The sequence below is a fragment of the Streptomyces sp. NPDC006265 genome (assembly GCF_040613555.1).
In the GTDB taxonomy this organism is placed as follows: domain Bacteria; phylum Actinomycetota; class Actinomycetes; order Streptomycetales; family Streptomycetaceae; genus Streptomyces.
The window spans coordinates 1-13076 of the sequence record NZ_JBEXSH010000159.1 but is presented as its reverse complement, the minus strand read 5'-3'; the positions used below and the strand labels follow the sequence as shown (position 1 = coordinate 13076).

Here is a 13076-nt window from a genome sequence, read left to right as displayed (position 1 = left end):
GGGGCGCACCAACACGTACCGAATCGATCCCGGCAAGGTGCTGCGCCACCCGGCCGAGGCGGGGGCGCCGAGGCCGCCGCGGGCGGCGTGGATACGGATGGCCTTCCTCGTGGTCCTGCTGGTGGCGCTCGGGGCCTGGGTGGCACTGGGAGGCGGGGACCTGCTGCGCGAGGTACGCCAGTGGGTCGACTCGCTCGGCATGTGGGGGCCGGTCGTCTTCGCGGTCTGCTATGCCCTGGCCGTGACGGCGCTGCTGCCCGGCTCTGTACTGACCGCCTCCGCGGGGGCACTGTTCGGGCTGCCGCTGGGGGTGGCGGCCGTGCTCGTGGGAGCGACGGCGGGTGCGGCCCTGTCGTTCGGTCTCGCCCGCTGGCTGGGGCGTCCGGTCGTAGCCCGCTATGCCGGGTCGGGGCGGCTGTCCCGGCTGGACGCCTACCTGACACGCCGCGGGTTCGCGGCCGTCCTGCTCGTGCGGCTGGTGCCGCTGTTTCCCTTCTCGGTGATCAACTACGGGGCGGGGGCGGCCGGTGTCCGCTTCTCCTCCTATGTCACAGCCACGGCCCTGGGCATCATCCCGGGCACCGTCGTCTACACCGGGCTCGGCGGGTCCCTGGGCGACCCCGGCTCCGCCGGGCTGTGGATCGCGCTGGGTGCTCTGCTCGTGCTGAGCGCGGGCGGCTGGTGGGCGGCACGGCTGGTCCGCTCCCGCAGCGTCGAGGCCGACGCGACTGCCCGTAGCCGGTGACGACCCGGGGGACGCCGTCGGCGAACGTCCCGTGAGGGAAGAAGCCCGTGCTGATGCGGAGAAGCCCACCGCGCCTTGAGCGCGCCCGACGGCATCAGCCCTGCATACCGGTGGTTGATCGCCGCTGACCTGAGACCCGTCCGGATCACGGCGCAGTGGAGGGGAATGGCAACCGCCGCACAGCGGGTTCCCGTCGCGGCCCCGGCGAACCACCGGCCGGTGCGCGAGAGATCACTCATCAGGGAGAGACATGGCGACGATTGACGCATCCCCAGGGCAGCAGATGCCCCTCTCGTCCGTGGCGGAATCGGTCAGGGACTACTACGGACGGGTGCTCGCCTCCTCCGCGGACCTGAAGACCTCGGCCTGCTGCACGGACACGGCACCGCCGCCCCACATCGCCGCGGCTCTCGCACAGGTGCACGACGAGGTCATGGAGCGTTTCTACGGCTGCGGTTCGCCCACCCCACCCGGACTCGACGGGGCCACTGCGCTCGACCTGGGCTGCGGCAGCGGGCGGGACGTCTATGTGCTGTCCCAACTGGTCGGCCCCACCGGCCGGGTGATCGGCGTCGACATGACCGAGGAGCAGCTGGCCGTGGCGCGCCGCCATCAGGACTGGCACGCCGAACGGTTCGGCTACGCCAACACCGGCTTCCGCCATGGCTACATCGAAGACCTGGCCACGGTCGGCATCCCGGACGCCTCCGTGGACGTGGTGGTCTCCAACTGCGTCCTGAACCTGTCGCCGGACAAGCCGCGCGTCTTCTCCGAGATCTTCCGCGTCCTCAAGCCCGGCGGCGAGCTGTACTTCTCCGACATCCTCGCCGACCGCCGCCTGCCCGCCGCACTCCTCGACGATCCCGTCCTCGTCGGGGAGTGCCTCGCCGGCGCCCTGTACACGGAGGACTTCCGCCGGATCCTGGAACGCGCCGGCTGCCCGGACGCCCGCACTGTCACCGCCTCCCCGGTGGAGATCAGCGACCCGGACATCGAGCGGAAGATCGGCTTCGCCACCTTCACCTCCCGCACCGTCCGCGCCTTCAAGCTCCCGCTGGAGGACCGCTGCGAGGACTACGGTCAGGTCGCCGTCTACCGCGGCACCATCGCCGAGCACCCGCACGCTTTCGACCTGGACGACCACCACCGCTTCCACACCGGCAAGCCGATGCTCGTCTGTGGCAACACCGCCGACATGCTCGGCGCCACCCGATACGCGGCCCATTTCACCGTCACCGGCGACAAGAGCCACCACTTCGGCCGGTTCCCCTGCGATCCCGTGGACGGGCCGGCCGCGCCGGCCATGGGCGCACCGCCTGGCTGCTGCTGACCGGCACGCCGGGCCGCCGCGATGCCCGGCCGCCAGGGTTCGTGCGGGATCGGTGTCCTTCAGCGGCGGGGCAGGTCCCGGCCCGGCTGCGTGGTGAGGTGATGAGCGAGGCGCCGTACCCGGGCCGACGCGAGAGACGGAGGCGTCCGCTGGGGATGGTGCCGGAGGGACGCCTTGACCAGCCGCAGCAGTTGCAGACTGCCGCTGCATGCCCAGCAGCAGGCGATGTGGGCGGCCACCCGCACGCGGTGCGCGCCGGTGAGCTGCCCGTCGACGTACGCTTCCACGTCACCGTGCAGCCGCACATGCCGTATCTTCTCCCGGCACTCGGCCCACACTCGCCCCGGCCCGGGAACGCGCTGCCATTTCATACAGCGGAAACCCGTCTCGCCGCACGCGGCATTCCAGCCCCCGCACAAGCTCCTCACCTCGCCGCTGACCACAGTGGCGCCGGGGCCCGGGAAGCAGAAGGGTGGAAGGGGTGGAATGCGGGTCCGGGGAGAAGGGGTTTCCACCCTGTGGAAGACGAAGTGACAGCGCCGCCTGACTCTGCGGACCCTCGGGGTCAGGCGTTCGCCGCCTATGTGCTGCCGGAGGTGGAGGTGCTGTTGCGGGTGGCGATGACCCTGACGTCGCAGCCGGCGGACGCCGAAGACCTCGTGCAGGACACCCTTCTGCGCGCCTACCGGGCCGTGGACCGCTTCGACGGGAAGCATCCGCGCGCGTGGCTGCTGACGATCATGCGGCGGGCCGAGATCAACCGCCACCGCCGCCGCCGTCCGCATCTTCTGGACGACCCGGACACCGATCTGGACCGGCTCAGCACCACGGGCCCCAGCGGGTCGGCGGAAGAGATCGTGGTGGGTGAGGCGTTCGACGAGGTGGTGGACGAGGCCCTGGGCGCGCTGCCGGACAAGCACCGTCAGGTGGTGCAGCTGGTGGACATCGACGGCCTCACCTATGCGGAGGCCGCCCACCTGCTGGACGTGCCCGAGGGCACCGTGATGAGCCGGCTGCACCGGGCGCGCAAACGGATACGGGCGCGGTTGGCCGTGGCAGGACTGGCACCGAGACGAGGTGTGATGTGAAGAGGCGTCCATGGTGGCGGAGTGCAGCGGCCGAGCGCCGAATGAACTGCATGCAGGTTGCCCGCGTGCTGCAGTCCTACCTTGACGGCGAAACCGACGAGGTCACCGCGGGCCGGGTCGCGGCGCACCTGGAGGACTGCCGGCGCTGCGGTCTGGAGGCGTCCGTCTACCAGGAGATCCACAACGCGCTGGCCCGCCGGACGGAGCCCGACAGCGCAGCGGTGGACCGCTTGCGTGCTTTCGGCGCATCGCTTCTGAGCGACCGGCCGACCGGGGACGACGGCGGAGAACACGGGAGGACACCCCCGTGATGCCGGCGTCGTCGGGCCCGTAGGCCCGCGAAGGCTGTTTCATCGGTCTACTCGGCGCCCGTGAGGTCGGGCTGCGGATCATCGCGCTCGGTGGCGAGGTTGCCGAAGCCGTCGGGCATGTTGAAGACCTCGGCCGGGGTGTTGTCCCCCGAGCGTCCCTGGACCGGCGCGTCCCCTTTGCCGCGCTCGTCGTCGTACTGCTGGGAACAGCCGGCGACCAGACCGATGGCCGCGATCACCAGAATCACGCGCTGAAACGCAGGGGACATGCCGTGCATCGTCGATGCTCTCGGACAGGGAACGGGTCGGGTCGAAGCGGGGGCGAGGGGAGCGGGTCGGTGCCGCGGGCGGGGCGGAAGCCGTGGGTGGCGCTGAAGCGCCGCACGGGAGACCTGATGGGGGAGTTCAGCCGAGGGTGGCTTCCGGTGGGATGTGGAGGGTGAAGGGGCAGGAGTCGTAGGGATCCTCGCGCAGATGCATGGCGGCGAGAGTGGTGGGGTCGGAGGCAGTCAGCGCATGGGTGAGCCGGGTGCCGGAGGCCGCGAGGTGCGCACGCAGGAGATCGCCGAAGTGGTCGTCGGAGATGCGAGCGAGCAGTGCCGTGGGGACTCGGAGTCGGCCGAGACCGGCGGCGACGTTGAGGCAGGAGCCGCCCGGGCGCGGCTGGAACGCCGCGGCATCATCGGCCGTGCGGGCCGGGGTGAGGTCCACCAGCGCGTCTCCGGCGACGACGACGGCAGGCTGGTCTGCGGGTTCCGGTCTGGCGCTCATGTGGGGTCCTCGGGGACGGCGGCGGCAAGGTCGAGGGCTGGGTCTGGGCTGTTCGGTGGAGTCCCGTAGCCCCCACCCGGCGCCGCTTGACGATAAGTCCGAAGAGATTTTCTCGCAAGATATGTTAACAAAGGCGCAGTCTCCTGCTAATAATTCGGCCATCGAAACGCGTCCGGCTCCCTGCGGACGCATCCCCGCCCCTGCTCGACCCGCCGCGCCTCAGTCGAGGTCCCGGCGGACCTGCACGAGAGGTCCCCCGTCACATGGCATCGACCAGATATGCCCTCATAGCCGGCGCCGCCGCCACCGCCCTGCTCGCCACCGCCTGCTCCGGAGCCGGAGCCGGCGGGTCCTCGGGCGGAGGGAAGAGCATCAACGTCCTGATGGTCGGCAACCCGCAGATGGAAGACATCGCGAAGCTGACCAAGAGCACGTTCACGAAGGACACCGGTATCAAGGTGAACTTCACGGTCCTTCCCGAGAACGAGCTGCGCGACAAGGTCACCCAGGACATCGCCACCCAGGCCGGCCAGTACGACGTCGCCACCATCGGCGCCTACGAGGTGCCCATCTGGGAGAAGAACGGCTGGCTGCACGACCTGGGCGCCTACGCCGACCAGGACAAGAGCTTCGACAAGGCCGACCTGCTCAAGCCGATGGTCCAGTCGCTCACCGGCTCGGACGGCAAGCTCTACGCCCTGCCCTTCTACGGCGAGTCCTCGATGCTCATGTACAACAAGGACGTCATGAAGGCCAAGGGCGTCACGGTGCCCGAGCATCCGACCTGGCAGCAGATCGCCGACATCGCGGCCAGGGTCGACGGCGCCGAGCCGGGGATGAAGGGCATCTGCCTGCGCGGTCTGGCCGGCTGGGGGGAGCTGGGTGCGCCGCTGACGTCCATGGTCAACACCTTCGGCGGCACCTGGTTCACCAAGGACTGGAAGGCGCAGGTCAACAGCGGCGGCTTCAAGGAGGCCACGAAGTTCTACGTCGACCTGGTCCGCGAGCACGGTGAGGCCGGCGCCCCGCAGGCCGGGTTCACCGAGTGCCTGAACGCGCTGAGCCAGAAGAAGGCCGCCATGTGGTACGACGCGACCAGCGCGGCCGGGTCGCTGGAGGACCCCGCCTCCAGCAAGATCGCCGGCAACGTCGGCTACGCCTACGCACCGACGGTCAAGACGGACAGCAGCGGCTGGCTGTGGGCCTGGTCGTGGGCCATGCCCAAGACCACGAAGAACGCCGACGCCGCCTCGAAGTTCATGCTGTGGGCCTCCAGCAAGAAGTACGAGAACCTCGTCGGCGAGAAGCTCGGCTGGGCGCGTGTCCCGGCCGGCAAGCGGGCCAGCACGTACGAGATCCCGGAGTACAAGAAGGCCGCCGCGTCATTCGGTGACATCACCCTGAAGTCCATCGAGGGAGCCGACCCGGCCGACCCGGGCGTCCAGCCCCGGCCGACCGTGGGCATCCAATACGTGGCCATCCCCGAGTTCCAGGACCTGGGCACCAAGGTGACCCAGGAGATCTCCGCCGCCATCGCCGGCAAGACCAGCGTGGACAAGGCGCTCGACGACGGCCAGAAGCTGGCCGAGGAAGTCGCCAAGAACTACCAGAAGTGACCTTCAGCGCCCGGCCGGCCCGAGAGTCGGCCGGGCGCCGCTTCCCCGCCCCCGGCCTTCACCGGCAGAGGAACCATTCATGACCACGCTCACCGCACCCCCCAAGACAGCATCCCCACCCGTCCCTACCCGGAAGTCCTCGGGCGCGGCGGCCCGGTGGAAGCGCCGCATCCCGCTGCTGCCGGCGCTGATCTTCACCATCGTCGTGACGCAGCTGCCCTTCGTGGCCACGTTGATCATCTCCACGTTCCAGTGGAACATTCTCAAGCCGGGCGAGAGGCACTTCGTCGGTCTGTCCAACTTCTCGTTCGTCTTCACCGACGAGCGGCTGCGCACGGCCGTGCTCAACACGGTCGTGCTCACCGCGTCGGTGGTGATCATCAGTGTGATCCTCGGACTCGGCCTGGCGATGCTCCTCGACCGCCGCTTCGCCGGCCGCGGCCTGGCACGCACGCTGCTCATCGCCCCGTTCCTGGTCATGCCGGTCGCGGCGGCGCTGCTGTGGAAGCACGCCATCTACAACCCCGACTACGGCCTGCTCAACGGCACCCTCAACGCCGTCTACCGGTTGTTCGGTGCGGACAACGGCCCCGCGGTCGACTGGATCTCGTCCTACCCGATGCCCGCGGTCGTGGTGTCGCTGGTGTGGCAGTGGACCCCGTTCATGATGCTGATCCTCCTGGCCGGCCTGCAGGCGCAGCCCGGTGACGTCCTGGAGGCGGCCCGCATGGACGGCGCCTCCGCGCTGCAGACCTTCCGCCACATCACGCTGCCGCACCTGCGCCAGTACATCGAACTGGGTGTCCTGCTCGGCACGATCTACGTCGTGCAGACCTTCGACGCGGTCTTCACCATCACCCAGGGCGGCCCCGGTTCCCGGACCACCAACCTGCCCTACGAGATCTACCTGACCATGTTCCGCAAGTACGAGTACGGCGAGGCAGCCGCCGCGGGTGTCGTCGTCGTCCTCGGTGCGTTCGTCATCGCGACCTTCGCGCTGCGCACCATCGCGTCGCTCTTCCGCGAGGAGGTATCCCGATGACCACCGCTCACGCAGCAGTCGCCGCGCCCGGGGCCAGGTTCGCAAAGCTCTTCCGCCGCAAGGAGGACCGGGGCGGTGAGCCCCGGCTCTCTCCCCTGTGGACCTTCGTCGCCTGGCTCGCCACCCTGGCGTTCTTCGCGCCGGTGGCCTGGATGGTGCTCACCTCCTTCCATCAGGAGGCCGACGCGGCCACCAATCCGCCCACCCCGTTCGCCGCCGTCACCTTCGACCAGTACAAACTCCTGTTCAGCCGGGACATCACCCCCTTCCTCCTCAACTCGGCCATGGCCAGCATCCTTTCCACGATCCTGGTCCTCGCCCTGGCGGTGCCGGCGGCCTACGCGCTGTCCATCAAGCCGGTCGAGAAGTGGACCGACGTGATGTTCTTCTTCCTGTCCACCAAGTTCCTCCCCGCCATCGCGGCCCTGCTGCCGGTGTACCTGATCGTCAAGGACGCCGGGATGCTGGACAACGTGTGGACGCTGGTCATCCTCTACACCGCCATGAACCTGCCGATCGCGGTATGGATGATGCGCTCCTTCCTCGCCGAGGTCCCCAAGGAGATCCTGGAGGCGGCCGAGGTCGACGGCGCGGGCCTGCTCACCGTGCTGTGGCGGGTCGTCGCACCGGTCGCCATGCCCGGACTCGCCGCCACCTCCCTGATCTGCTTCATCTTCAGCTGGAACGAGTTCATGTTCGCCGTGAACCTCACCGCCACGCAGGCGTCCACCGCGCCGGTCTTCCTGGTCGGCTTCATCACCAACGAGGGCCTGTTCCTGGCGAGGCTGTGCGCGGCGGCCACCCTGGTGTCGCTGCCGGTCCTCATCGCCGGATTCGCCGCCCAGGACAAGCTGGTCCGCGGCCTCTCCCTGGGAGCCGTCAAGTGAAGGCAGCCGTCATCACCCAGCCCGGCAGCGTCGAGATCGCCACGGTCGATGACCCCGCTCCCGGCCCGCGCGAGGTCGTCGTCGAGGTCGCGGCCACCGGGCTGTGCGGCACCGATCTGCACATCCTCCATGGGGAGTTCGCCCCGAGGCTGCCCATCATCCCCGGTCACGAGTTCGCCGGGGAGGTCGTGGGCCTCGGCGGCGAGGTCACCGAACTCGCGCTCGGCGACCAGGTCGCCGTGGACCCGTCGCTGTACTGCTTCGAGTGCCACTACTGCCGCCTCGGCCACAACAACCTCTGCGAACGCTGGGCCGCCATCGGCGTCACCCACCCGGGCGCCGCCGCCGAGTACGCCGTGGCGCCCGTCGCCAACTGCGTACGACTGCCCGACCACGTGGACGCCCAGGACGCGGCCCTGATCGAGCCGCTGTCCTGCGCGGTGCGCGGCTACGACGTCCTGCGCAGTCGCCTCGCCTCCCGCGTGCTCGTCTACGGCGCCGGAACCATGGGCCTGATGATGCTCCAGCTCGCCAAAGCCACCGGCGCCGCGAGCGTCGACGTCGTCGACATCAACGCCGAACGCCTGGCCACGGCATGGCAACTGGGTTGCACCGCCGGTTCCGCGTCCGCCGACGAGCTCGACCGGCCGCCCTACGGCTGGGATCTGGTCGTCGACGCCACCGGCAACGCGAAAGCCATCCAGGACGCCCTCGGCCGGGTGGGCAAAGGCGGTACGTACCTGCAGTTCGGGGTCGCCGACTACGCCACCCGGGCCACCATCGAGCCGTACAGGATCTACAACCAGGAGATCACGATCACCGGCTCCATGGCGGTCCTGCACAGCTTCGAACGCGCTGCGGACCTCTTCGCCACCGGTGTCATCGACCCGCGCGTCTTCATCAGTGACCGCCTTCCCCTGGCGGCGTTCCCGGACGCAGTCGCCCGCTTCCAGGCAGGCATCGGCCGCAAGATCCAGATCCAGCCCGGCCTCGCCACCGCGTGAACGCCCGAACCGAACGGAACCCCCACATGACCGAGCAGATCCGCCGCGTTCTCGTCCGCTCCCTCGACGACATCACCCTCGAGGAGGCGCCCGCTCCCGTCCCCGGGGACGACGAACTCCTGGTGCGTACCACCGTCGTCGGCGTGTGCGGCTCCGACACCCATGCGGCGGCCGGCCACCACCCTTTCATCGACCTGCCCTACCGCCCCGGCCACGAGGCGGTCGGTGTAGTCGCCGCGGCAGGGAAGGGAGCCGAGGACTTCGCGCCCGGGGACCGGGTGATCATCGAGCCCAATCTGTACTGCGGCCGGTGCCCCCAGTGCCGCTCCGGCCGCTACAACATCTGTCAGGAGTTGAAGGTGTTCGGCTGCCAGACGCCCGGCGCCATGGCCGACCTGTTCACCATCGCGGCCGACCGCGTCCACCGCGTTCCCGACGGCATGACCGACATCGAGGCCGCCCTCGTCGAGCCCCTGGCCACCCCGGTACACGCCGTGGCGAAGGCCGGTGACCTCACCGGACGCACGGTCGCCGTACTCGGCGCCGGGCCCATCGGTCTGCTCGTCCTCGCCGCCGCCCGGCACGCGGGCGCCGCGAAGATCGCTGTCACCGACCTGTTGCCGGGCAAGAGGGACCGCGCCCTGCGTCTGGGAGCCGACACGGCCCTGCCCGCCGACGCCACCGACCTCGCCGACCAGGCCCATGCGGCGCTCGGCGGACCGGCCGACGTGGTCTTCGACTGCGTGGCGCGTGAACAGTCCATCGCCCAGGCCACCGACCTGGTCACCAAGGGCGGCACGATCATCGTCGTCGGCGTCGGCGCCTCCGGCACCACCCCGGTCCGCCTCGACCTGGTCCAGGACCGGGAGATCCGCATCGAGGGCACGCTGATGTACACCGGCGACGACTACCGCACTGCGGTGTCCCTGATCTCGTCCGGCGCCATCGACACCGCCGAGATCGTCACCGCCACCTACCCGCTGGAGGACGCCGCCAAGGCTTTCGCTGCATCCGTCGACCCCGAGCAGGTCAAGGTACTGGTCGCGGTGGACGGACCGTAGCCCACGGCCACGCAGGCAATGGACGCGGATACGCACGTTGTACGCAGCAGCAGCACGAACGGCGCGAGGCCCGCGAGCCGGACGGACCCCGAGCCGCACGGTCCTGTGTGGGAAAATGCGAGACCGGAGCGAGCGGGAAGGAGGGGCGCCGTGACCGCCCGTACGCGACTGTCACAGGCGGCCGTCGAGGAGCGGCGCCAGGCCGTGCTGCGGTACGTCGCCGACCACGGCGAGACCCGCATCGACGACCTGGCCCGGCACTTCGGGGTCAGCCTGATGACGATGCACCGGGACCTGGACGACCTCACCGGGCGGCATCTGCTGCGCAAGGAGCGCGGGCGGGCCGTCGCGTTCCCCGCCCTCACCATGGAGACGGCCACCCGCTTCCGGGAGAACAGCGCCCTCGCGGCCAAGAACGCGCTGTGCGCGGCCGTCACCGGCCGGATCAGATCGGGCAGCACCGTGCTCATGGAGGACTCGACCACCCTGTTCCCCTTGGTCCCGGCGCTGGCCGAGGTGGATCAGCTGCACGTCGTCACCAACTCGGTCGGCCTCGCACAGCGCCTTGGATCCGCCGCCCCCGCGGTGAACGTCACCCTGCTGGGCGGCCACTACCGCGGCGACTTCAACTCCTGCACCGGCCCCACCGTCACCCGCGCCCTGTCCCACATCCGGGCCGACCTCGCCCTGATGTCCGCCACCGCGGTCCTGGAAGGACGCCTCTTCCACCCCCTGAACGACTACGTCGAGGTGAAGCTGGCCATGCTCGCCTCCGCCGAACAGGCGCTGCTCCTGGTGGACCACTCGAAGTTCGGCAAGACCGCCACGTACGCGTACGGCACCGTGGCCGACTACCACACCGTCATCACCGACACCGCCACCCCCGACACGGAACTCGCGGCCATACGCGACCTCGAAGTTCCCGTCGAGACGGTCGAACCCGAAGAGCCTTCCCTGTGACCCGCACCCTGTTCGAAACACCGAGCGCCTACCGCCCCAGCGACGCCGAGATGGCCGCGCCGGTGCCCCCGGTCCAGGCCGTCCTGTTCGACTTCAGCAACACCCTCTTCCAGATGATCGACCTGGAGACGTGGCTGCGCCGGGTCGGCTCCGCCGCCGGCCGCCTCGCCGTGCTGGACGAGCCCGGCGCGGTGGCCGAAATCTCCGAGCAGTTGCGCGCCGTCTTCCGGCTGGCCTCCGTCGTAGCCCTCCAGGAAGGCCGTGATCTCTCTTCCGCACGGCACCGCCGCGCCATGTGGGGATGGTGGGGGCAGGTGGACTTCCTGCGCGGCACGGAGGAGGCGGCCTACCGGGAACTCACCGCTCCGGACGCCTGGGTTCCCTATCCCGACACCGAACCGGTCCTGCGTGCCCTGCACCAGCGCGGACTGCGCGTCGGCATCGTCAGCGACTTCGCCTGGGACCTGCGCACCCACCTCGCCCACCACGGGCTGGACGCCTTGATCGACACCTGCGTGATCTCCTACGAGCAGGGCCGGGAGAAGCCCGACCCACAACTGTTCCTCAAAGCCTGCGCCGACCTCGGCGCGGACCCCCGCGCCACCCTGATGATCGGCGACAACCCGGTCCGCGACGGCGGCGCGGCCGCCTGCGGTCTGCGCACGTACATCCTGCCGGCGGAACACCGCACGGGAGAGCGCGGCCTGATGGACGTGCAGCGGCTCGTGATCTGACCGTGGTGGTCCACGGGCGTACGGGAATCCGCCCCGACGGATCGTTTGACGCCGTGGATGAAGGCGTGACGTATCTCCTCCTCATGGGGGACCCCGAGCGGTAGGCCGTGCCAGGAACCTGCCTGTCGGGCGGGACCTGGCTTCGGGCAGCCGCGTGGTCGCGGGATGTCAGCGCTCGCACCGCCTGACAGCCCCTTCCAGCCGCCTTCATGGCGGCGGCCCGTCGCGGTCAGCTGACAGGGGAGGAGGCCGGCAGGTCCTGGTCGGCGGCCCAGGAGGCCAGGATGCGGAGCCGTTCGTGGGTGGGGGAGCCGGGCGCGGCGGTCCAGACGGTGAGGTGCTGGTCGGGGTCGGTGTTGGCGGTGAGGGTGTCCCAGTCCAGGACGAGTTCGCCGACGACGGGATGGTTCAGCGTCTTCGTGCCCACGGTTCGGGCGGCGACGTGGTGATCGCCCCACCATTGGGCGAACTGTTTGTCCCGCAGGGACAGTTCACCGACCAGTTCGATCAGGCGGGGGTCCTCGGGATATTTGGCGGCCTCCATGCGCAGTTGGGCGACGGCGATGTGCGCGGAGCTCTCCCAGTCGGCGTACAGGGTGCGCATGGCGGGGTCCGTGAAGATGATCCGCGGGTAGTTGCGGTGCTTTTCCGCGAGGCGGGAGAAGTCGGTGACCAGGGCGGCGGCCAGCGCGTTCCAGGCAAGAATGTCCCCGCGCCTGCCCTGCACGATGGCCGGAGTGGCGGTGAGGTCGTCCAGGACCCGCTGCAACTGTGGCTGGACCTTCTGCCGGCCGCGGCGCCGGGTGCGGCTGGTGGTCTTTCCGGCGAGCTGGAAGAGGTAGCCCCGCTCGTCGTCGTCCAGATGAAGTACCCGGGCGAGGACATCCAGCACGGGCGCCGACGCTTGCATACGGCCCTGTTCCAGACGCGTGTAGTAGTCGGTGCTGATATTGGCCAGCTGGGCGACCTCCTCGCGGCGCAGCCCCTCCACCCGGCGGGGCCTGTCGGTCTCGGGCAGTCCGACCGTGCGCGGGCTCAGCTCGGAGCGGCGCTTCTTGAGGAATTCTCCCAGCTCATTGAGGGGAACGTTGGCGGTCATGCTTCCCAGGATGACACCGATCGCACCTGCGTAAGGGGGGAGAATTTCCTCCCCGGATGTGTTCCTCCCGGGATACTTCTCTCCGCTTTTCGCGCCTGCCCTCGCCTGTGAGGCTCGACCGTGAGCAGTCGTTCCTCACGACGGCTGCGGCTCACCGACGCTTCATCCCGGCCCGGGAGCAGCGCGTCGAGGTGTCCCTCCGGGCCGAGGTCCGGGCTCTGCGTCAGGGCCGGCTGTTGCTGGCGCTCGGCGTCGCGATGCTGACCATGGGCGGCGTCCTGGCGACGTACACCTATGTCACGCCGCTGCTGACCGACCGCGCGGGTGTCCCCGACGAGCGCCGTTCGCCGCCGGTCTTGGCGGGGGGAATGCCGGTCTGAGTCGTCACAGTCCGAGCTCCTTCAGCACCGAAACCACGCGCTTGTCCT

General features: G+C 69.8%; 16 protein-coding genes. 12 read left to right on the top strand and 4 right to left on the bottom strand.

Annotation, left to right across the window (positions count from 1 at the left end; genetic code table 11):
* Nucleotides 1-37: 37 nt before the first annotated feature.
* Nucleotides 38-745, top strand: coding sequence for a TVP38/TMEM64 family protein (locus ABZ281_RS15745; RefSeq protein ID WP_356655829.1), 708 nt, complete (start codon nt 38-40; stop codon nt 743-745).
* Nucleotides 746-995: 250 nt separating this feature from the next.
* Nucleotides 996-2075 (top strand): methyltransferase domain-containing protein, encoded by a 1080-nt coding sequence (locus tag ABZ281_RS15740; protein ID WP_356655827.1) that lies wholly within the window; start codon nt 996-998, stop codon nt 2073-2075.
* A gap of 59 nt (nt 2076-2134) precedes the next feature.
* On the opposite strand, the gene ABZ281_RS15735 is transcribed toward ABZ281_RS15740, so the two are convergent.
* A complete protein-coding gene (locus ABZ281_RS15735; protein WP_356655825.1) occupies nt 2135-2380 on the bottom strand; it encodes a zf-HC2 domain-containing protein in 246 nt (81 codons plus the stop codon).
* Between the two features lie 225 nt (nt 2381-2605).
* Between ABZ281_RS15735 and ABZ281_RS15730 the strand changes: the two genes are divergently transcribed.
* Together ABZ281_RS15730 and ABZ281_RS15725 are read left to right on the top strand one after the other, a co-directional pair.
* Nucleotides 2606-3163, top strand: coding sequence for an RNA polymerase sigma factor (locus tag ABZ281_RS15730; RefSeq protein WP_356655823.1), 558 nt, complete (start codon nt 2606-2608; stop codon nt 3161-3163).
* A 50-nt stretch (nt 3164-3213) separates the two neighbouring features.
* On the top strand, nt 3214-3474 hold the full coding sequence (locus ABZ281_RS15725) for a zf-HC2 domain-containing protein (protein ID WP_356655821.1): 261 nt from the start codon (nt 3214-3216) through the stop codon (nt 3472-3474).
* A gap of 47 nt (nt 3475-3521) precedes the next feature.
* On the opposite strand, the gene ABZ281_RS15720 is transcribed toward ABZ281_RS15725, so the two are convergent.
* Entirely contained in the window at nt 3522-3743 is a 222-nt protein-coding gene (locus ABZ281_RS15720; RefSeq protein ID WP_356655819.1) for a hypothetical protein, read from the bottom strand.
* A 136-nt stretch (nt 3744-3879) separates the two neighbouring features.
* Nucleotides 3880-4245 carry a PfkB family carbohydrate kinase gene (locus ABZ281_RS15715; RefSeq protein WP_356655817.1) on the bottom strand — a complete coding sequence of 122 codons (366 nt, stop codon included), beginning with the start codon at nt 4243-4245 and terminating at the stop codon, nt 3880-3882.
* 263 nt (nt 4246-4508) lie between these two features.
* Between ABZ281_RS15715 and ABZ281_RS15710 the strand changes: the two genes are divergently transcribed.
* The 7 genes from ABZ281_RS15710 to ABZ281_RS15680 all read left to right on the top strand — a co-directional run bounded on the left by ABZ281_RS15710 (nt 4509) and on the right by ABZ281_RS15680 (nt 11549).
* The gene (locus ABZ281_RS15710) at nt 4509-5861 is read left to right on the top strand and encodes a sugar ABC transporter substrate-binding protein (protein ID WP_356655815.1); all 1353 of its coding nucleotides are present in this window, start codon (nt 4509-4511) and stop codon (nt 5859-5861) included.
* 79 nt (nt 5862-5940) lie between these two features.
* Nucleotides 5941-6903, top strand: coding sequence for a sugar ABC transporter permease (locus tag ABZ281_RS15705; protein WP_356655813.1), 963 nt, complete (start codon nt 5941-5943; stop codon nt 6901-6903).
* Nucleotides 6900-7790 (top strand): carbohydrate ABC transporter permease, encoded by an 891-nt coding sequence (locus tag ABZ281_RS15700; protein WP_356655811.1) that lies wholly within the window; start codon nt 6900-6902, stop codon nt 7788-7790. The genes ABZ281_RS15705 and ABZ281_RS15700 overlap by 4 nt, the downstream gene beginning before the upstream one ends.
* Nucleotides 7787-8794, top strand: coding sequence for a zinc-dependent alcohol dehydrogenase family protein (locus ABZ281_RS15695; RefSeq protein WP_356655809.1), 1008 nt, complete (start codon nt 7787-7789; stop codon nt 8792-8794). The genes ABZ281_RS15700 and ABZ281_RS15695 overlap by 4 nt, the downstream gene beginning before the upstream one ends.
* A 26-nt stretch (nt 8795-8820) precedes the next feature.
* Nucleotides 8821-9855 (top strand): alcohol dehydrogenase catalytic domain-containing protein, encoded by a 1035-nt coding sequence (locus ABZ281_RS15690; protein ID WP_356655807.1) that lies wholly within the window; start codon nt 8821-8823, stop codon nt 9853-9855.
* Between the two features lie 150 nt (nt 9856-10005).
* Nucleotides 10006-10815 carry a DeoR/GlpR family DNA-binding transcription regulator gene (locus tag ABZ281_RS15685; protein ID WP_356655805.1) on the top strand — a complete coding sequence of 270 codons (810 nt, stop codon included), beginning with the start codon at nt 10006-10008 and terminating at the stop codon, nt 10813-10815.
* Nucleotides 10812-11549 carry an HAD-IA family hydrolase gene (locus tag ABZ281_RS15680; protein ID WP_356655803.1) on the top strand — a complete coding sequence of 246 codons (738 nt, stop codon included), beginning with the start codon at nt 10812-10814 and terminating at the stop codon, nt 11547-11549. Before ABZ281_RS15685 ends, ABZ281_RS15680 begins: the two co-directional genes overlap by 4 nt.
* Nucleotides 11550-11778: 229 nt before the next feature.
* Here ABZ281_RS15680 and ABZ281_RS15675 read toward each other — a convergent pair whose 3' ends face one another.
* Entirely contained in the window at nt 11779-12648 is an 870-nt protein-coding gene (locus ABZ281_RS15675) for a helix-turn-helix domain-containing protein (protein WP_356655801.1), read from the bottom strand.
* Nucleotides 12649-12755: 107 nt separating this feature from the next.
* Here ABZ281_RS15675 and ABZ281_RS15670 point away from each other — a divergent pair, with 107 nt between their 5' ends.
* Nucleotides 12756-13028, top strand: coding sequence for a hypothetical protein (locus ABZ281_RS15670; RefSeq protein ID WP_356655799.1), 273 nt, complete (start codon nt 12756-12758; stop codon nt 13026-13028).
* The last annotated feature ends 48 nt before the right edge of the window (nt 13029-13076 follow it).